This window comes from Janthinobacterium sp. FW305-129, from assembly GCF_020858115.1.
In the GTDB taxonomy this organism is placed as follows: Bacteria; Pseudomonadota; Gammaproteobacteria; order Burkholderiales; family Burkholderiaceae_D; genus Janthinobacterium.
Genome location: NZ_JACYMM010000007.1, coordinates 24,081 through 43,691 on the forward strand (window position 1 = coordinate 24,081; position 19,611 = coordinate 43,691).

The window sequence follows — 19,611 nt, forward strand, 5'->3', positions numbered from 1 at the left end:
CCCGCGCAGCGGCATAGTATACTGTACGTATATACAGTTTATGGGGCCGTTCATGAAAGCAATCATTCCAGAGCACGATGACAGCTTCGCCGGGCAAGCCATGTTGCCGCCGCAATCGCTGAAAGCCCGCAAGGGGCGCGGTGCCGTCTCGAACCTGCAAGGGCGCTACGAGGCGCATGCGCGCGCCGGCTTCGATGACGGCTGGGGCGTGGACGGCCTGGAGGAGGCGGCCGGGGAGGCGGCGCCGGCCTGGAAGACGCAGGTCAGCGACGAGCAGGCGCGCACCATCCTCACACGCAACGCTTCGCCCGATTTGCCCTTCAATGTGTCGCTGAACCCGTACCGGGGCTGCGAACACGGCTGTATTTATTGCTTTGCCCGTCCCACGCACAGTTATCTGGGCTTGTCGCCGGGCCTGGATTTCGAAAGCCGCATCTACGCCAAGGTGAACGCCCCGGAACTGTTGCGGCGCGAACTGGCCAGGCCGTCGTATGTGCCCGAACCGATCGCCCTGGGCGTCAATACCGATGCGTATCAGCCGTGCGAACGGGAACGGCAGCTGACGCGGCGCGTGCTGGAAGTGCTGCACGAATGCGACCATCCGGTGGCGCTGATCACGAAATCGTCGCTGATCGAGCGCGACATCGATCTTCTGGCGCCCATGGCGGCCAAACGCCTGGCAGCCGTGGCCGTCACTGTCACCACGCTCGACCCGGCTATCGCGCGCACGCTGGAGCCGCGCGCGGCCGCCCCGGCGCGGCGCCTGCGCACCATCCGCACCCTGACGGAGGCGGGCATTCCCGTGGGCGTGAGCATCGCGCCCATCATCCCCTTTGTCACGGAGCCGGAAATCGAGCAGCTGCTCGAAGCCGTGCGCGACGCGGGCGCCATCCACGCCCATTACGTGGTGCTGCGCCTGCCGTGGGAAGTGAGCCCCTTGTTCCAGCAATGGCTGGAAGCGCATTTCCCGGAACGGGCCCAGCGCGTGATGAACCGGGTGCGGGAAATGCGGGGCGGCAAGGATTACGACAGCGCGTTCGGCACGCGCATGCGGGGCGAAGGCGTGTGGGCCGACCTCATCCGCCAGCGCTTTGAAAAGGCCGTGCACCGGCTGGGGCTGCACGGCAAGGGCGGCCGCTTCAAGCAGCTCGATTGCACGCAATTCCGCCGGCCGCTGGTGGTGCCGCCGCTGGGCGCAAAAGTGAAAAATGGCAATGCGGGGCAGCTGGATCTGTTCTAGCGCATGCGGCGTGGACGGGGCGGGAAGGGCCGGCGTCCGACGCAGTCCCCGCTTCCGGCAGAGGCCAGGAGGCGGGGATACTGCTGGCCGAATCGGTGTTTATTGGCAGATGGCAAAAGTGCCATTCACGCCTTGCCAGTGAATCGCACCGCGCCGGGCGCAGCAGGCGCTGCAATTGTGGGCCGTCGGACCGCCTATCGGCCCGTTCGTATCGAAGCACTGGCCCTGGCCCGTGTTGGTCGGTCCGCAGGCGGACGGTTGCATGCCGCTCGCGTGCGGACCGCTGGCTTGCGCATTGATAGGGCCACGCGCGCTGCGCGAAACAGGCGGGCTTTGTAGTGGGAGTCGCATCGCTGTCCTTCCTCAATCGTGGATGATGCCGGCAGGCTGAACGGGCGACGAGAAACGCATCGCCCGCAGGCATGCCGGGTTTAGCCGGAATGGCTCGATCCTGCTGGCTTGATCAGCAAACGGTGGCGGCGCAAGCGGCCAGGCAGAGTTGCTGCGCGGTGCCGCTCAAGGCGCTGCAACCCATTTGGCACAGGGTGCAGGCAATGCCGGAAGGGGCGACACCCTGGCTGACGCCGGAGATGCTGGGGCTGCGTTGAACGGCTTTGGCTTGCAATGGAAGATTGTTCATTTTGAAACTCCTTGTGGTGGCGCCGCCGCGGGCAACGGCAATGGGTGTGCGTACCGAAGTACGGTGCTGATCGTTTCCCGCCAACGACCGTCTGCTGAAGCGCGTGCACGCATCGCTGCGCCCACGTGCCCCGACAATTCCAATGGCGTTGCGGTCAGCGCTGCGACCAGTAGCGCACGGGGCCGACGCTGACCGGTATCACGTCGCTGACGTCGACGGCGAAGCGGGCGACCGTGTTGGCTATTTGCAGGTTTTCCGGGTTGAAGAAGGTCATGATGATGTCGTAGCACTCGGAACCCGGGCGGCACACGGGGCTCTGTTGCACCACGATGGTATCGAGCTGCATGCCGGTGGTCTTGCTCAGCATTTCCGTGGCCTGCATGGCATTCGTGGCCGAGAAATTGAGCGCGCGGTCCATGCCCGTGACGCCCAGGTTGCGGAAGTCGTAATAGATGCGGTTCAGGAAGTTTTCCAGGCGCGCGCCCGTGTTGCCGCTGCTGATTTCCTGGTTGTCCTGTGCCGCCATCAGGCTGCTGATCAGCTCCGGGACATTCCAGCTGAACATGCCCCGTAGGGCCGGCTGAATCACGGGCACGACCTGGCCGGACATCAGCCTGGCGGCACCCGAGATTACGCCGGGAAAGGAATTCATGACGACCTTGCCATCGATCGTGCCGACGAAGGCTTCGAACAGCAGTTCATAGGTCAGGTCGGCATACGGGCCGACGGGCACGATCGCGTAAATCGGCGTGGCGTCCAGGTTGACGGTCCAGGTCAGCGATTGGCGGAAATATGGCTTTGCGCGCAGAAACTCGATCAATTGCTGGGGATCGTCGGGGTTGTTCCTGCCCGATGGCATGGCCTGGACAAAGGAATCGTGGCGCGCTTCGCTGCCGAAGTCGATGCCCAGGTTGCCCAGCGCATACACCAGCGTCGGACCCTTGGCCGCACCGCCGCCGCAGCCGCAATCGGAGGCATCGATGCCGGAAGCGGCGATGCCTTGCCGCGCAGCGCCGGCAGGGGCGGCGAGCGTGGCCGGGGAGGAGGTTTCCAGCATGGGGATGCTGAGCGGATGCGCCTGCGCGGAAGTGTCGGCATTGGCTGGGCTCGCTTCAATCACAGTATCGTCTGACATTTCAATTTTCCCTTTTAATAATAGTTGAGTGGCGCCCGGCACATTCAATGTCCCAGTCAGGAGGCGGCGACAGTCCAGCTCGCCATTGGTTTTGCAACGCGTTGCGCTCTGCAGCAGTGCGCTGCAAACTCCACGAGGGTCAGGACGATCCCCATGTTGGTGTTGCCGGCATAGCAGCAAGGCTGCGATGGCCGAGACGATCGGGGTGGCAAAGCTGGTGCCGCTGCTGAGCCGCACCCGCCCCGCGGGAGCGGCGCCGAGGATGTCGGTGCCCGGTGCCATGAGGCCGCGCCTGCGATAGGCTTCGCCCCAGTTGCTGTTGGGCATGGGAGCGCCTTGCCGGTCCAGGGCGCCGACCACCAGCGTGTACTCGATGGAGGCGGGGATGTGCAGGCAATCGCAACCGTCATTGCCCGCCGCCGCCACCAGCAGGACGTTGCGTTCATGGCACAGTTGTATGGCTTTTTGCAGCAAGCCATCGGCGGCGCCGCTGTCGGACAGTTCGCCGCCGCTGACGTTGATGATGTGTGCGCCGTGCTCGACGGCCTGGGTGATGGCGCGGGCCAGGTCGAGCTGCGTGCATTGCATCAAGGTGCCGTCGGCGCGGTCGGCAAAGATGGGCAGGATCAAGCCCCGACAATGGGGGGCCAGGCCCGTGACGGGGCTGCCGGGCTGGCCAAAGATGATGCTGGCGACGTGCGTGCCGTGTTGCGATGCCCGGCCGCTGCCGCTGGAGCCCGTGGCGAGGGTATCGATCCGTTGCAGCCTGGCTCCGGCAAAACAGGGGTGGCTGGTATCGACGGGACCGTCGAGCACGGCGATGCAGATGTCGGCGCAGCCGGTGTTGCCTTCTTGCAAGGCTGCCAGGCCGGGCAGCAAGCCATGATTGGCCAGGCTGTCCTGGGTGGTGGATTCGTCCATAATCGTCGGCACGGCCGGGCTCCTTGCTGGGTCCTGGAGGGCGTGCGGCACGCTATTCGAGGTGCGCCGCACGCCTGCTGCGGCGCCTGCTTGCCAGGCGCCGATAGCTTGATCTTTAGCAAGGGATGTGCCAGAACGCCAAGTGCTTGATTTGCAAGGGATGGGGCTGATTTACCTTGTCATGGCGCAACAATACTGGCGCATATCGTCCACCCTTTTTTGCCGGGATGGACGAAAACGGCGGGCGGGGAAGGAGGGACGCCGGGGCCACGGCATGGGGTGGCCCCGGCGCGTGCGCTGCATCAGCGATGCTTGCTGTAGCAGGCGCGGCTGGGACGCAGGCCCATGCGCACGAGGGAAACCAGGAAGCTGAAGCCTGCCTGGTTCGGATCGATCACCGGCACATAGGTGTGCAGCGCGTCTTCCAGCCGGGCGGTGACGCGCGCGGCGACGCCGACAAAGCCGGTGCAGCCGAGCAGGATGGACTGGGCACCGTCTTCCTGGACGGCCAGCATGGCGGCCTGGAAGGTTTTTTCCACCACCTTGTCCAGCTTGTCGAGATCGCCGACGGGACAGTCGATGGAGCGGATGGAAGCGAAGCTGTCCTGCAAGCCGTAGGCTTGCATGTGGCCCTGCTGCATGGCGAGCGTGCTGGGCAGTATCGTCATGATCGACAGGCGCTGGCTCAGTGCCAGCGCAGTAAAGGCGGCGGGCGGAAAGCCGCCGAGAATGGGAATGTCGATCACTTCGCGCGCCGCCTCCACGCCGCACATGTCGAAGTCGCTGAGCCAGATGCCGTCATAGCCGTCGCGTTCGATTTCCCTGGCCAGCTGTACCACCGGATAGCCGTTTTGCAGCCAGTCGACGCGGTATTCTATGCAGTCGTGCCCGGTGGAAATATTGCGCACGGACACTTCGACATCGGGCTGCATCACGGGTTCGATGGCGGCCAGCAGGCGCTGGTTGTAGGCGTCGGTGGCCACCGGCGCCACGATGCAGATGCGCAGCGGCATCATGCGGCGCTCCCTGCCGCCGCGCCGGCATTGCCACTGAGCGGCACATACGGCCCCAGGTAGCCGATGGTGTCGAGCAGTTGCATGAAGCTGTCCAGTATCAGGCCGCCCCGTTCGCGCAGTACGGGATTGGCTTCCAGGCCCAGCAGCGTCACCTTGCGCTGCAGGAGGGCCGGGTTGAGGCTGCCGTCCGGCAGCAGCAAGTCGCCATTCGAATACACGGCCTGGCCATCGCCCTCGACCAGGTAGCTGATGGTGTCGGGTGCCATGCAGATGGGGCTGCTGCGGCTGCTGTCCCAGGCCAGCAGCGATTCGTTCTGGTACAGGACCGTGCATAGCCGCTCGCCGGCGCGGATGGTGATCTTGCCCAGGTCGAAGCCATTGCGCGATTCGACTTCGGCGGCGACGAATGTGCCTTGTGGAAACAGGGGCCGGGCGCGTATGTCGAATTGCAGCGCCAGATAGGTGACCAGTTCGTCCGCGCTGCGCAAGCGGCCTGCCTGCAGTTCGCGGCCCAGGCGCAGGGCACGTCCCAGGGTGCCGCGCACCGGCAGCGCCCGGGCCAGCTCGGCCGGCGCCATGATCCACATGGCCAGCCCGCCGAACTGCTTGAAGTCGGCTTGCGAGACGATGGGGCGCATCATCTGGTCGATGATCGTTGCCACGTCCTGCTGATGGGCATGGGCGCCGTTCACGCACTGGCTGGGCTGGACGTCGAGTTCCACGCGCAGTCCGGCCTGGCTGACGAGGAAGGCCGGGCGCGGATTGATTTGCGCGGCCGCATAGGTCAGCTGGGGCAGCGAGGGAACGGCGCGGCCGGCGCCGTCGGCGTCGATCACCGCCAGCCCCAGGCGGGCGGCGACCAGGCAGGCGACGAGAAACCCCAGCGCGCCGCTCTCCGGCGGCGCCAGGTAGGCCAAGGTGCGGTTTTCCAGCGCCAGGCGCTCCCTGACGGCGATCACGGCATCGACGGGGCCCTGCGGAAAATGGGCGCCATTGATCGCCACGGGCGAACCGAGGTAAGCCACCATGACCGTATCGCCATCGGTGGCTTCCTCGACGCTGACCACGCGCACCCGGGCGTCGGGATAGTAGTCGCCGGCGTGGAACTGGGCCAGCAGGCTGCGCGCGGAAGTGAGCGTGCCGCCGCCGCCGCTGCCGAAGAAGCAAGCTCCCAGCAATAGCGATTCAAGGTCATCGTGGTTCAGCAGATAGCTCATGATGCGGGTCCTCAGGTTGGCATGGCATGGAAAAGGCTTGCGCCAGGGTGGCCTGCAACTGCAGCGCCTGGGCAAACCGGGGGAAAGCCGTGTCGCGCTCCACGCCGCGCAAGGCGCGCGTGAGGTGCTCCAGCGCTTCGGGCCGGCGTCCGCGCTGCAGCAGCAGTTGCGCCAGGCGGGTCGCCACCAGCAGGCTGCCGGCCGCCGCGCCCAGCGCCTTGGCGGTCGACAGTGCACTGCCCAGCTCGCGTTCCGCCTTGTCCAGGTCGCCCACCGCGATCCACGTCTGGGCGTGCATGTCGAGCAATTCGACCAGATAGGCCCGTTCGCCATGTTCCAGCGCCAGTTCGATGGCGCCGTGCAGCAATTGCCGGGCTTGCGATGGCAAGCCTGCCGACAGCAGCAGTTCGCCCCGCTTCCAGGCCTGGAATGAATGGAAGAGCATGCCGCCTTCGCACAGCATGTAGCGCTGGTAGCCGTCGGCGATGCGCTGCTCGATTTGCACATGGGTGTTGCCCGGCGCCAATGCGCAGGCATGGAATATCTGGCCCACCCCCAGGTAGAACTGGTAGCCATATTCGCTGGCGACGGTTTTCAGGTCCGCCGCCAGGTTTGCCAGCCGGGTCCAGTCTTCGAACATGCAGGCCAGCCATGCGGCGCCCTGCAGCGCGATGGCGCGATGGAAGGGATGCGGGTTGTCGGCGGTGCCGCGCAATGTCAGTTGTTCCATCACCAGGCGCGCGCGCCGGAAGGCGCCGCTCTGGAAGCAGGACAGGCCTTCGAAGGTGGAGGACAGCGCGGCGATGTCCAGGCCCTGTCCCCCGGTCTCGGCCGGTACCGCGCCGCAGAGCAGGTGTCCGCGTTCCAGGCAGGCCAGCGTTTCTCGGTAGTCGCCAAGCCAGAACAGCGTGTTGGCCAGGGCCAGGTGGGCCTGCGACAGCAAGTCCGTGTCGCCTATCGCCTGCGCCCGCTGCAGCATGTCCTGTGCCGTGGCCCGGGCCGCCACCAGGTCCAGCGCCATCAGCTGCGTGCTCCAGATGCCGAAGCGCAGGGCGGTGATTTCCACCTCGTCGCCCAGCGCCGCCGCCTCCTGCAATGCCTGCCGATAGCAGGCCAGCGCTTCGGCGCTTTGCCAGCCGCTGATGCCGCGGTGCGAGATGGCCAGCCAGCGGTGCAGGTCGCAGCTCAGGCGGCGCGCCGTGCAGGGGTGCGCATCGGCGGCCAGCAAGGTGAGGCCGCGGCGCAACACTTCGATGGCTTCCTTGAAGCGGGCCGCCTCGATCAGTGCGCGCCCCTCCAGCAGGCAGACGCGGGCGAAATTGCTGCGCTCCTCGTCGCCGTGCAGGCGGCGTTCGATGACCTTGCGGTTGATGCCCAGGTGGCGGGCCGCGATCGTCTTGTTGCCATCGGCAAGGCGCATCGCATAGTCGATCAGCAATTGTTGCGCGGCAGCCAGCTTGTCGTCGCCATCCAGCCGCATCAGCGCTTCCGCCAGCAGCGTGCGGTCGGCGTTCTCCGGCTTGTCTGCCGACAGGAAGGTTTCCAGGCTGTGCGCATCGATCAACGGTGATTCGGCCAGTATCGACAGCCGTTCAATCAGGTTGCGCAGTTCGCGGATATGGCCGGGCCAGGCTTGCCGGCACAGGCGTTCCATGGCGGTGGCGGTAAAGCGGATGGGGCGCTTTTGCTGGCCGGCAAAGTGCGCGGCGAGGGCGGCGACGTCGCCACGGCGCTGGTCCAGGCCCGGCACGTCGAGTTTCAATACCGCCAGCCGGTAGTACAGGTCTGCGCGGAAACGGCCCGCTTGCACCATCGCGGCCAGGTCGCAGTGGGTGGCGGCCACGATGCGGCCGTTGAACGGCTGGGTATCGCCGCCGCCCAGCGGCCGGAAACAGCGCGATTCGAGCACGCGCAGCAGCTTGCTTTGCACGCCCAGCGGCAGTTCGCCTATTTCATCGAGAAACAGCGTGCCTTGCCCCGCCTGGGCGAAAAAACCGGCGCGGTTGCTGAGTGCGCCCGTAAATGCCCCTTTGGTATGGCCAAACAGTTCCGCATCGATCAAGTGTTCCGGCAGGGTGCCACAGTTGAGATCGACAAAGGGCGCGCCGGGATCGCCGCTTTGCCGGTGCACGAGCTGGGCGATGATTTCCTTGCCGGAACCGGTGGGACCGCTGATGAGCACCGTGCAGCGGGTCGGTGCCACCGCGTCGACCATGCGCAGCAGGCGCTGGAATACCGGGGAGCTGCCGATGACGCTCAGCCCGCCCCCGGCGCACCCGCGGTGCATGGGGGCTTGCACCGGGGCAATGGCGCCCGTCCCGGGAAGCATGGCATGCGGCTGCCCGCCATGCTGTTGCAGCATAGACCTGTCGGACATGGTCGTCTCGCTCCGATGAAGTCGCTTCTATCGTGCAGGGCAGTGATTGTGATGGATGTACGGCCCCGTTGCCTGTTGACGCGTACCGTTGCTCCATTCATGCATAAGGAATCGCGCGTTCCGATTATGGGCGCTAATAAAACGGGGGATAGTCGCCAATTGTCACAATAAAAAGATATTCATCGCTTGCATCTTGCAAGCTGGCAGCCTGCCGCCACTCACTGCGCTGCAGGCGGCGCATCCTTCAATTGCGCCAGATGTTGCTCAATGGCAAAGACGTGAGGATCGCTCTTGCCCAGTTCGCGCAGGGCGCTGGCCAGGTGCAGCAGATATTCGCTGTTCGGGCCGCTGGGGCCGTTTGAGCGGGCGATCTGGCGCGCGATATCGAGTTCGGACGCGGCGCCGAGGAAGGCGGCGTTTTCCTCGTTGGCGATGTACACCAGGCCTTCGACCTTGCTGCCATCGTCGAAGGTGATGTCGGTGGCCAGGCGCAGGTAGCCGTTCTTTTCGCGGTGGTCGAGGTGGGCGAAGACTTCGGGCGTGATCAGGTACGCCATGCCGTCGCACACGGCGCCGGCCTGCGGCACGATGGTGGCGACCCGGCCCGGCGCCATCGGCGTGCCGCGGTGGTCGTGCGAACCTTGCCAGAAGCGCCGCGTCCAGCCTTCGATGCTGGCGGGACGCCGTTCGATATAGGGGAAATCGGCCTTGTAGATCAGCGAGCCGTAGCCGAACAGCCAGACCTGTGCATGGCCGTCGAATTTGTTCATGCGCCGGTTGGCGGCGATGGTGGCGGCGTCGGTGGGCGACAGGGCGTGCTGGTCAGGCTGGGTCATGGCGTAAGCGGTGAGGGGGCGATGATGGATTATAAAGCGGTGCCAGCCGGGCCGCCCGCTCCCACGTTCCACTCGTGCGTCTCGACGAAGCGGAACAGGAAGGCCATGAAACTTTCGGCCGCCGGCGACAGCGAACGGCCCGTCTTCGTGTAGACGAAAAAGCGCCGCGTCAGTTCCGGCTCGTGCAGGGTGCGCATGTGCAATTTGTAGAGTTTGACCATCGGTTCCGCGTACGGCAGGCAAACCGTGATGCCCAGGTTGGCGCTGACCATGGCCAGCGCCGTCGTCATGAAGGTCACTTCGTTGTAGGGATTGAGCGACAGTTCGCGAAACGCGCCGTGCATGTCGCGCAGCAGGCGTTCCGTAAATTGCCCCTGCAGCGAGATGAACGGATAGTCGCCCACGTCGGCCCAGGTCACGCGCTCTTTTTGCTGCAGCGGGTGCTGCTCGGGGAAGACCAGCACGAAAGGCATCTCGAACAGCACTTGCGCGGCGATTTCCGCCGTCGGGTCGCGCTCGGGGCCGATGCCGAAATCGACTTCGCCGCTGAAGACGCGCGCCGACACGTTTTCCACGGGGCAGTCGACCAGGCGCAGCTGCACGTCCGGGTGCGCCTGGCGGTAGGCGGCGATCACTTCCGGCAGCAGGGTGCACGCCATCATCTGCGGCGCGGCGATGCGCACCAGGCCCGTCTTCAGAGCCTTGCGCTGGGCGATGCCGGCCATGGCGCCGTCGAGGTCCTCGATCATCTTTTCAAACAGCGGATACAGTTCGCGGCCGATTTCCGACAGCTGCGTCTTGCGCGTGCTGCGCTCGACCACGCGCACGCCCAGCACGCTTTCGAGTTCCTTGATCAAGCCGCTCAAGGCCGACTGCGTCACGTGCAGGTATTCGGCGGCCAGGGTAAAACTGCCGGTCTTGGCCAGCGCCACGAAGGCGCGCATCTGTCGCAGGCTGGGACTCATAAGATAATCCGATAAATCGATGGTTAAAAATTGTTTGTATGATAGCTGTAACTGGATTCTAATGGTGAAAAGCTGAAAAACCCGCCATCCATCGGAGACAGACATTATGAAAATCAAGCAAATCCACCACGTCGCCTACCGCTGCATCGACGCGAAGAAAACCGTCGAGTGGTACGTCAAGCATTTGAACATGAATTTCGTCCTCGCCATCGCGGAAGACCTGGTGCCGTCGACCAAGGCGCCGGACCCGTACATGCACGTCTTCCTCGACGCGGGCCAGGGCAATGTGCTGGCCTTCTTCGAGCTGCCGACGCAGCCGCCGATGGACCGCGACCGCAATACCCCGGCCTGGGTGCAGCACCTGGCGCTGGAAGTGGGCAGCATGGAAGAACTGCTGGCCGCCAAGGAGCGGCTGGTGGCCGCCGGCATCGAGGTGCTGGGCCCCGTGAATCACGCCATCTTCCAGTCGATTTATTTCTTCGACCCCAACGGCCACCGCCTGGAACTGGCGGCCAACGTGGGCACGCCCGAAATGATGGCCAAACTGGACGCCGTCAAATGGGAAATGCTGGAAGAATGGTCGCAGACGCGCCGCGCGCCGAAACACGCCGCCTGGATGCACGCGCCGGCCGAAGCCTGAGCGCCGCCCACGGCATCCATCTGAACACTACGCCAAACAAGGAACACACTCCATGAAATTCGCAACCCTGAAAAACGGCAGCCGCGACGGCGCCCTGATCCTCGTCAGCCGCGACCTGCGCCAGTACCAGCGCGTGGCCGCCATCGCGCCCACCCTGCAGGCGGCGCTCGACAACTGGGACGCCGTGGCGCCCAAGCTCGAAACCGCCTACGCGGCCCTGAACGCGGGCCAGGCGCCGGACGCGCAGCCGTTTGACGCCAATCAATGCCACTCGCCGCTGCCGCGCGCCTACCAGTGGGCCGACGGTTCCGCCTACATCAACCACGTGGAACTGGTGCGCAAGGCGCGCAACGCGGAAGTGCCGGCCTCGTTCTACACGGATCCGCTGATGTACCAGGGCGGCTCCGACAGTTTTATCGGGCCGCGCGACCCCATCTTCGCCCTGTCGGAAGAGTGGGGCATCGACCTGGAAGCGGAAGTGGCGGTGATTACGGGCGACGTGGCCATGGGCGCCAGCGCGGCCGATGCGGCGCAAGCGATCCGCCTGGTCATGCTCGTCAACGATGTCTCGCTGCGCAACCTGATCCCGGGCGAACTGGCCAAGGGCTTCGGTTTCTTCCAGTCGAAGGCGGCCAGCGCGTTTTCGCCCATCGCCGTCACGCCCGATGAACTGGGTGCCGACTGGGCGGACAGCAAGCTGCACCTGCCGCTGCTGGTGGAGCTGAACGACAAGCCGTTCGGCAAGCCGAATGCGGGCGAAGACATGACCTTCAATTTTGCGCAGCTCGTCGCGCATGCGGCGAAGACGCGCGAACTGGGCGCCGGCAGCATCGTCGGCTCGGGCACCGTGTCGAACAAGCAGGGCAACCTGTTCGGTTCCAGCATCGAAAATGGCGGCGTCGGTTACTGCTGCCTGGCCGAAGTGCGCATGTATGAAACCATCGAACACGGCGCGCCGAAGACGGCGTACCTGAAGTTCGGCGACACGGTGCGCATCGAGATGCGCGACGCGGCGGGCGCCAGCATCTTCGGCAGCATCGAGCAAACCGTGGCCCTGTACGCCGGCCGCGCCTGAGGGGAGGGCGCGCCATGAAGCTGTACACCTATTTCCGCAGTTCGGCCGCCTACCGCGTGCGCATCGCCCTTAATTTAAAGGGCATCGCCTACGACAGCATCCCCGTGCACCTGCTGCAGGACGGCGGCCAGCAGCTGCTGCCGGCCTACCGCGCCGTCAACCCGTCGGCCCTGGTGCCGGCGCTCGACGACGACGGCGCCATCCTGACGCAGTCGCTGGCCATGCTCGAATACCTGGATGAAACGCGGCCCGCCGTGCCGCTGCTGCCGGCCGACGCGCTGGGACGCGCCCGCGTGCGCGCGCTGGCGCTGGCGATTGCCTGCGATGCCCATCCGCTGACGAATTTGCGCGTGCTGAAATACCTGAAAAACACCCTGGGGCTGTCGGACGAGGCCAAGCAGGAGTGGTACCGCCACTGGATGGCCGAGGGACTGGCGGCCGTGGAAGCGCTGCTGGCGCAGGGCGACCCGGCCGGAGCTGGCCTGTTCTGCCATGGCGACAGCCCGACGATGGCCGACTGCTGCCTGGTGCCGCAAGTGTTCAATGCGCAGCGCTTTGCCATCGACCTGGCGCCGTACCCGCGCGTGGCGCGCATCCATGCGCATTGCGCCGCCTTGCCCGCGTTTGCCGCCGCCCATCCGTCGCGGCAGCCTGACGCCGAGTAAGTTTGAGCCGCATCAAACTTTGAGCCGCATCAAACGCAAGTCGCCCCGGCCAGCATGCAGGCCGGGGCTTTTTTTATGCGGAATTGATTTTGCGCAGTCAACGCGTGCTTGCCGGTAGGCTACAATTTGCGTTTGCCCAAATATTTTACTGACGCGCCATGACCGCAACAATCGTTCCTGCCAGCATCACCGATGCCCTGTCCCTGGCGCATGCTTCCTGGCGGCCCATCCTGCTGCGCGGCCTGCACGCCGTGATGGCGGCCGATCCCGCCTACCTGCCGGCGCTGGCCGCCGACGATTATCTGCCCACGCAGGGCCGGCTGTTCGCCGCTTTTGCCCTGCCGCTGGCGCAGGTGCGTTACGTGCTGGTGGGCGAGGGGCCGTATCCGCGCGCCGACAGCGCCACGGGCGTGTGCTTCATGGATGGCGCCGTCGGCAGCCTGTGGTCGGCGACGGGCCTGTCGAAGCCCGTCAACCGCGCCACCTCCCTGCGCAACTTCATGAAGATGCTGCTGGTGGCCGATGGCCGGCTGCAGGGCGGCGACACGTCCGGCGCGTCCATGGCGCCCGTGGCGGCCGCCGCGCTGCAAGCCGGCAGCGGCGTGATCCAGACCTTGCCCGACTTGCAGCGCAAGATGACGGAGCAGGGTTTCCTGCTGCTCAACGCGGCGCTGGTGTTCCGTTCCCACGTGCCGCCCGTGCAGGATGCGCGCGGCTGGCTGCCCTTCCTGCAGGTGGTGCTGGAAGCGCTGGCGCTGCAGGGCGGGGCGGCCTTGCCGCAACTGGTGCTGTGGGGCAAGATTGCCGAGCTCATCAAACGCCTGCCGGTGGCGGCCGCCTTGCCGCAGGTGACGGCGGAACATCCGTATAATCTGTCCTTTATCGGCAACAGCGACATGCAGGCCTTGTTTGGCCCGATGCAACTGTTGCGTGCTTGAATCATCGCCTGTCTGGCGGAAGTGCGGGGAATATGCAAATCAGTAACGTGGAAGAATTGAAGGCGTGGATCGCGGCGGGCGGCGTGCCCGACTATCTGTATTTCTGGGGCCACACGCCGGCGCAGCCGCAGGTGCCCGATAAAAGCTGCTTCAGCCAGTGGTTTCCGTCGCCGTTCAGCCTGGCTGGCGTGACGTATGCGACGGCCGAGCACTACATGATGGCGCAAAAGGCGGCCCTGTTTGGCGATACCGCCGTGCAGGCGCGCATCGTGGCGGCCGAACGGCCGTCGGAAGTCAAGAAGCTGGGGCGCGAAGTGGCCAATTTTGACGCCAGGGTGTGGGAAGCGGCGCGCGCTGGCATCGTCTTCGATGGCAACTTTGCCAAGTTCTCGCAAAAAGCCGCGCTGCGCAAGTTTTTGCTGGGCACGGGCGAGCGCGTCATCGTCGAAGCCAGTCCCGTCGACCGCATCTGGGGCGTGGGCCTGGCGTCGGACAATCCGCGCATCGGCGATCCCTCCCGTTGGGACGGCTTGAACCTGCTGGGTTTTGAACTGATGAAAGTACGTGCCGCCTTGCGTGCCTGAGCAGTACTGTTGTTTTCCTGATGCCGCCGCGCCTGGCGCGGCCGGCCATGCCCCTGCCAGCCCTGTGGTCATCGAGGGGCGCTCTGACAAACCCCGCCGAATTTGTTATACTTGACTAAATCATTCAACTACTCGGGGTTTGAGGAGTTGAAAAACCGCAATATTTTAAACCAGTTGACCAGAGGATGTATGCGTCTGACTACAAAAGGCCGTTTTGCCGTGACAGCGATGATCGATCTTGCCCTGCGCCAGGGCAAGGGACCGGTCACCTTGTCCGGCATCAGCCAGCGCCAGTCGATTTCCCTGTCCTACCTGGAGCAGCTGTTCGGCAAGCTGCGCCGGCATGAGATCGTCGAATCGATCCGCGGTCCGGGCGGCGGCTACAGCCTGGCGCGCCGCGCCGACAAGGTGACGGTGGCCGACATCATCATCGCCGTCGACGAACCGCTCGATGCCACGCAGTGCGGCGGCAAGGAACATTGCCACGGCGCCGACGCGGCCACGGGGGCGCGCTGCATGACGCATGAATTGTGGTCCACGCTCAACGAAAAAATGGTCGATTATCTGGATTCTGTGTCCTTGCAGGACCTGGTCGACCAGCAGAGACAAAAGATTGCCGAACAAAGCGTGATGGTGATGCACCGTAACCACGCCGCCCTCGGTTGAACATAACAAAATACCAAGTTGCTGATTGCAGGAGTTATTGATGAACGCCCCAGAAAAAAACGTAGGCCAGGTGCACTTTGAAACCGCGCCGCATTTCCCGATCTACATGGATTACTCGGCCACCACGCCGATCGATCCACGCGTCGCCGACAAGATGATTCCCTACCTGCGCGAGCAGTTCGGCAATCCGGCATCGCGCAGCCACATGTATGGCTGGACGGCGGAAAAAGCCGTGGAAGAGGCGCGCGGCCACGTGGCGGCCCTGGTGAACGCCGATCCGCGCGAAATCATCTGGACCTCCGGCGCGACGGAAAGCAACAACCTGGCCATCAAGGGCGCGGCACAGTTCTACAAGACCAAGGGCAAGCACATCATCACCGTCAAGACCGAGCATAAATCGGTGCTCGACACGGTGCGCGAACTGGAACGCATCGGCTTCGAAGCGACGTACCTGGAACCGCAAGACAACGGCCTGATCACCGTCGAGCAGCTGGCCGCGGCCGTGCGCCCGGATACCATCCTCGTGTCGGTGATGCTGGTGAACAACGAAATCGGCGTGATCCAGCCGATCGACGAGATCGGCGTGTTCTGCCGCTCGAAAGGCATCATCTTCCATTGCGACGCCGCGCAGGCGACGGGCAAGGTCGTCATCGACCTGCAAAAGACCAAGGTCGACCTGATGACCTTCACGGCGCATAAAACCTACGGCCCGAAAGGCGTGGGTGCCCTGTACGTGTGCCGCAAGCCGCGCGTGCGCCTGGAAGCGCAGATGCACGGCGGCGGCCATGAGCGCGGCCTGCGCTCGGGCACCCTGCCGACGCACCAGATCGTCGGCATGGGCGAAAGCTTCCGCATCGCCAAGGAAGAGATGGACAGCGAAATCGGCCGCATCAAGGCCTTGCGCGACCGTCTGGCCAAGGGCTTGCAAGAGATCGAAGAAGTTTACATCAACGGCGACATGGACCACCGCGTGCCGCACAACCTGAACGTCAGCTTCAACTACGTCGAAGGCGAGTCGCTGATCATGGCGATCAAGGATATCGCCGTGTCGTCCGGCTCGGCCTGCACCTCGGCCAGCCTGGAACCATCGTACGTGCTGCGCGCCCTGGGCCGCAGCGACGAACTGGCGCACAGCTCGATCCGCTTCACCATCGGCCGCTTCTCGACCGAGGAAGACATCGACTTCGCCGTGAACCTGCTGAAATCGAAAGTACACAAATTGCGCGAACTGTCGCCGCTGTGGGACATGTTTAAAGAGGGTATCGACATCAATTCGATCCAATGGGCAGCCCACTAACCAACACTCTGGCCCTGTTGGACAGGGCCGGCAAGAATATTTAAGGAGCATCAAAATGGCTTACTCGGACAAAGTACTCGATCACTACGAAAACCCGCGCAACGTGGGCGCTTTCGACAAGGGTGATGAAACCATCGGCACCGGCATGGTAGGCGCGCCTGCCTGCGGCGACGTGATGAAACTGCAGATCAAGGTCGGCGCCGACGGCCTGATCGAAGACGCGAAATTCAAGACCTATGGCTGCGGTTCGGCCATCGCGTCGAGCTCGCTGGTAACGGAATGGGTCAAAGGTAAAACCCTGGACCAGGCGCTGGCCATCAAGAACACGCAGATCGCCGAAGAACTGGCCCTGCCGCCAGTGAAGATCCACTGCTCCATCCTGGCGGAAGACGCCATCAAGGCGGCAGTGCTGGATTACCAGACCCGCCATCCAGTAGCAGCTTAAACGTTGGCAGCCCGCCCCAGCCGCAAGGCCGGGGCAGTTGCGGAGAAATACATGATCACACTGACCGAAAAAGCGGCGAAGCACATCAACCGTTATATCGAACGGCGCGGCAAGGGCGTGGGACTGCGCTTCGGCGTGCGCACCACGGGCTGCTCGGGCCTGGCCTACAAGCTCGAATACGTCGATGAAGCGGCGGACGAAGACAGCGTCTTCGAGTCGCACGGCGTGAAAGTCTTCGTCGATCCGAAAAGCCTGCCCTACATCGACGGCACGGAACTCGATTTCGCGCGCGAAGGCTTGAACGAAGGCTTCAAGTTCCACAATCCGAACGAAAAAGACGCCTGCGGCTGCGGCGAGTCCTTCAGGATTTAAACAGCTGGCAAGACCCCGGTCGGTGCGCTGTACCCATCGATTGCGGTACAGCGACCACTGACCATTATGCAAAACCACTTCGAATTATTCCAGTTGCCGGCGCAGTTCAGGCTCGACATGAGCGCGCTCGATGCGGCCTACCGCGACGTGCAGGGCAAGGTCCACCCGGACCGTTTCATCAACGCCAGCAGCGCCGAAAAGCGCGTGGCCATGCAATGGGCCACGCGCGCCAATGAAGCCTATCAAACCCTGAAAAGCCCGCAAAAGCGCGCGCAATACCTGTGCGAACTCAATGGCGTCGACCTGCAGACGGAGTCGAACACGGCCATGCCCGTCAGCTTCCTGATGCAGCAGATGGAGTGGCGCGAAGAGCTGGGCGACGCGCGCGCGGGCAAGGATGCCGACGCGCTCGACGCCCTGGACCGCCAGCTGCGCGGCGAACGCAAGGCCCTGCTGGCCCAGGTGGCCGCCCAGCTCGATGGCGGCGACTATGTGAATGCCGCGCAAAGCGTGCGCGCCCTGATGTTCCTCGACAAATTCGGCGAGGAAGTCCGTTTTGCCTATGAGGCCATCGAGGTTTGATCGCCGGATAGCTTGACCGGCGTGCCAAGCGCCAGTCCGGCCCCCGTCTTATAATGCGCACCAGGCATCAGCTGCATCACGCAAAAAATTAATCGAGGCACGAATACAATGGCACTTCTGCAAATTTCCGAACCAGGCATGTCGACCGCGCCGCACCAGCACCGCCTGGCCGTCGGCATCGACCTTGGCACCACCAATTCCCTGGTCGCGACCGTGCGCAACAGCATTCCCGAGGTGCTCAACGACGAAGAAGGGCACTCCTTGCTGCCGTCCGTCGTGCGCTACCTGCCGAATGGCCACGCGAACATCGGCTACAAGGCCCTGGCCGCACAGACCACCGACCCGAAGAATACCATCGTGTCCGTCAAGCGCTTCATGGGCCGCGGCCTGGCCGACATCGCCTACGCGGAAAACCTCCCCTACGACTTCCAGGATACGCCTGGCATGGTGCAGCTGAAAACCGTGGCCGGCGTGAAAAGCCCGGTTGAGGTGTCGGCGCAAATCCTCGCCACCTTGCGCCAGCGCGCGGAAGACTCGCTGGGCGACGACCTGGTGGGCGCCGTGATTACTGTGCCAGCGTATTTCGACGATGCCCAGCGCCAGGCGACGAAAGATGCGGCGCAATTGGCCGGCATCAATGTCTTGCGCCTGCTGAGCGAGCCGACGGCCGCCGCCATCGCCTACGGCCTCGATAACGCCTCCGAAGGCGTGTACGCCGTGTACGACCTCGGCGGCGGCACCTTCGACATCTCGATCCTGAAACTGAGCAAGGGCGTGTTCGAAGTGTTGTCCACGGGCGGCGACTCGGCCCTGGGCGGCGACGATTTCGACCGCCGCCTGTTCTGCTGGATCAGCGAGCAGGCCAAGCTGGCGCCGCTGTCCGATGAAGACACGGCCATCCTGATGGTGAAGGCGCGCGAAATCAAGGAATTGCTGTCGACCAAGCCGGAAACGACGATCGACGCCAAGCTGAACTCGGGCGAAGAAATCCACCTGCGCATCACGGCCGCGGATTTTGCCGCCATGACGCAGCACCTGGTGGGCAAGACCATGAACGCCATCAAGAAAGCCTTGCGCGACGCAAACGTGGATGCGGACGACGTCGACGGCGTGGTGATGGTGGGCGGCGCCACGCGCATGCCGCACGTGCAGCGCGCCGTGAGCGAATTCTTCCACACGACGCCGCACGCGAATATCGACCCGGACAAGGTGGTGGCGCTGGGCGCGGCCATCCAGGCGAACTTGCTCGCTGGCAACCGCGCCGCCGGCGACGACTGGCTGTTGCTGGATGTCATTCCGCTGTCGCTGGGCATCGAAACCATGGGCGGCCTGGTGGAAAAGATCATTCCGCGCAACTCGACGATTCCGTGCGCGCGCGCACAGGAATTCACGACATTCAAGGATGGCCAGACGGCGCTGGCCGTGCACGTGCTGCAGGGCGAGCGCGAACTGGTCAGCGATTGCCGCTCGCTGGCGCGCTTCGAGCTGCGCGGCATTCCGCCGATGGTGGCGGGCGCCGCGCGCATCCGCATCACCTACCAGGTCGATGCGGACGGCTTGCTGTCCGTCTCGGCGCGCGAATTGCGCTCGGGCGTGGAAGCGTCGATCAGCGTCAAGCCCGCGTATGGCCTGGGCGACGACGACATCGCCCGCATGCTGCAGGATTCGTACACGTCGGCCGACACCGACATGGTGGCGCGCGCGCTGCGCGAAGAGCAGGTGGAAGCGGAACGCATCCTGCTGGCCACGCAGTCGGCGCTGGACGAAGACGGCGCCCTGCTGGACGACGCCGAGCGCGCGGCCGTGGATGGCTTGATGCAGAAGGTGCGCGACGCTATTGCGCAATCGCAAAGCGGCGCCATCGACCACCAGGCATTGAAGCTGGCGATCGAGCTGCTCGCCGACGGCACCGAGGATTTCGCCTCGCGCCGCATGGACCGCAGCGTGCGCACTGCTCTGAAAGGCAAGTCCCTGGATCAGGTCGTATAAAACCAATTGAA

The 19,611-nt window shown here is 64.4% G+C and carries 19 protein-coding genes; 12 read left to right on the top strand and 7 right to left on the bottom strand.

Translation table 11 applies throughout. The features are described 5' to 3' along the window. Positions 1-52: 52 nt before the first annotated feature. The gene (locus IGS61_RS15265) at positions 53-1,240 is read left to right on the top strand and encodes a PA0069 family radical SAM protein (protein WP_442908071.1); all 1,188 of its coding nucleotides are present in this window, start codon (positions 53-55) and stop codon (positions 1,238-1,240) included. A gap of 463 nt (positions 1,241-1,703) precedes the next feature. Here IGS61_RS15265 and IGS61_RS15270 read toward each other — a convergent pair whose 3' ends face one another. From IGS61_RS15270 to IGS61_RS15300, 7 genes are all read right to left on the bottom strand, one after another. Then, a complete protein-coding gene (locus IGS61_RS15270) occupies positions 1,704-1,880 on the bottom strand; it encodes a hypothetical protein (RefSeq protein ID WP_230540342.1) in 177 nt (58 codons plus the stop codon). 154 nt (positions 1,881-2,034) lie between these two features. Then, a complete protein-coding gene (locus IGS61_RS15275; RefSeq protein WP_230540343.1) occupies positions 2,035-3,948 on the bottom strand; it encodes a S8 family serine peptidase in 1,914 nt (637 codons plus the stop codon). Positions 3,949-4,238: 290 nt separating this feature from the next. Continuing rightward, complete coding sequence (locus tag IGS61_RS15280) at positions 4,239-4,952, bottom strand: aspartate/glutamate racemase family protein (protein WP_230540344.1); 714 nt, start codon at positions 4,950-4,952, stop codon at positions 4,239-4,241. Next, complete coding sequence (locus IGS61_RS15285; RefSeq protein WP_230540345.1) at positions 4,949-6,169, bottom strand: DUF917 domain-containing protein; 1,221 nt, start codon at positions 6,167-6,169, stop codon at positions 4,949-4,951. Before IGS61_RS15285 ends, IGS61_RS15280 begins: the two co-directional genes overlap by 4 nt. Then, the gene (locus IGS61_RS15290) at positions 6,144-8,546 is read right to left on the bottom strand and encodes a sigma-54-dependent transcriptional regulator (protein WP_230540346.1); all 2,403 of its coding nucleotides are present in this window, start codon (positions 8,544-8,546) and stop codon (positions 6,144-6,146) included. Before IGS61_RS15290 ends, IGS61_RS15285 begins: the two co-directional genes overlap by 26 nt. A 218-nt stretch (positions 8,547-8,764) precedes the next feature. Further along, a complete protein-coding gene (locus IGS61_RS15295) occupies positions 8,765-9,382 on the bottom strand; it encodes a gamma-glutamylcyclotransferase (RefSeq protein ID WP_230540347.1) in 618 nt (205 codons plus the stop codon). Between the two features lie 29 nt (positions 9,383-9,411). Beyond that, positions 9,412-10,347, bottom strand: a complete 936-nt coding sequence (locus tag IGS61_RS15300; protein WP_230540348.1) for a LysR family transcriptional regulator — start codon at positions 10,345-10,347, stop codon at positions 9,412-9,414. Between the two features lie 106 nt (positions 10,348-10,453). On the opposite strand from IGS61_RS15300, the gene IGS61_RS15305 reads away from it, so the two are divergent. From IGS61_RS15305 to hscA, 11 genes are all read left to right on the top strand, one after another. Next, positions 10,454-10,987 carry a VOC family protein gene (locus IGS61_RS15305; RefSeq protein WP_070224143.1) on the top strand — a complete coding sequence of 178 codons (534 nt, stop codon included), beginning with the start codon at positions 10,454-10,456 and terminating at the stop codon, positions 10,985-10,987. A 52-nt stretch (positions 10,988-11,039) separates the two neighbouring features. Beyond that, the gene (locus IGS61_RS15310; RefSeq protein WP_230540349.1) at positions 11,040-12,062 is read left to right on the top strand and encodes a fumarylacetoacetate hydrolase family protein; all 1,023 of its coding nucleotides are present in this window, start codon (positions 11,040-11,042) and stop codon (positions 12,060-12,062) included. A 14-nt stretch (positions 12,063-12,076) separates the two neighbouring features. Next, the gene (gene maiA, locus IGS61_RS15315; RefSeq protein WP_230540350.1) at positions 12,077-12,727 is read left to right on the top strand and encodes a maleylacetoacetate isomerase; all 651 of its coding nucleotides are present in this window, start codon (positions 12,077-12,079) and stop codon (positions 12,725-12,727) included. 158 nt (positions 12,728-12,885) lie between these two features. Further along, positions 12,886-13,665 (top strand): uracil-DNA glycosylase, encoded by a 780-nt coding sequence (locus tag IGS61_RS15320; protein ID WP_230540351.1) that lies wholly within the window; start codon positions 12,886-12,888, stop codon positions 13,663-13,665. A 32-nt stretch (positions 13,666-13,697) separates the two neighbouring features. Then, positions 13,698-14,249 (top strand): NADAR family protein, encoded by a 552-nt coding sequence (locus IGS61_RS15325; protein ID WP_230540352.1) that lies wholly within the window; start codon positions 13,698-13,700, stop codon positions 14,247-14,249. A 189-nt stretch (positions 14,250-14,438) separates the two neighbouring features. Beyond that, a complete protein-coding gene (iscR, locus tag IGS61_RS15330; protein WP_034779566.1) occupies positions 14,439-14,915 on the top strand; it encodes a Fe-S cluster assembly transcriptional regulator IscR in 477 nt (158 codons plus the stop codon). A 40-nt stretch (positions 14,916-14,955) separates the two neighbouring features. Next, positions 14,956-16,212 (top strand): IscS subfamily cysteine desulfurase, encoded by a 1,257-nt coding sequence (locus IGS61_RS15335; RefSeq protein WP_070288779.1) that lies wholly within the window; start codon positions 14,956-14,958, stop codon positions 16,210-16,212. Between the two features lie 55 nt (positions 16,213-16,267). Beyond that, positions 16,268-16,657: a Fe-S cluster assembly scaffold IscU gene (gene iscU, locus IGS61_RS15340; protein WP_076567031.1), complete on the top strand. Its 390-nt coding sequence runs from the start codon at positions 16,268-16,270 to the stop codon at positions 16,655-16,657. A gap of 51 nt (positions 16,658-16,708) precedes the next feature. Continuing rightward, complete coding sequence (gene iscA, locus IGS61_RS15345; protein WP_230540353.1) at positions 16,709-17,029, top strand: iron-sulfur cluster assembly protein IscA; 321 nt, start codon at positions 16,709-16,711, stop codon at positions 17,027-17,029. A 66-nt stretch (positions 17,030-17,095) separates the two neighbouring features. Continuing rightward, entirely contained in the window at positions 17,096-17,611 is a 516-nt protein-coding gene (gene hscB / locus IGS61_RS15350) for a Fe-S protein assembly co-chaperone HscB (protein WP_230540354.1), read from the top strand. Positions 17,612-17,719: 108 nt separating this feature from the next. After that, positions 17,720-19,600, top strand: coding sequence for a Fe-S protein assembly chaperone HscA (hscA, locus tag IGS61_RS15355; protein WP_230540355.1), 1,881 nt, complete (start codon positions 17,720-17,722; stop codon positions 19,598-19,600). Positions 19,601-19,611 lie beyond the last annotated feature (11 nt).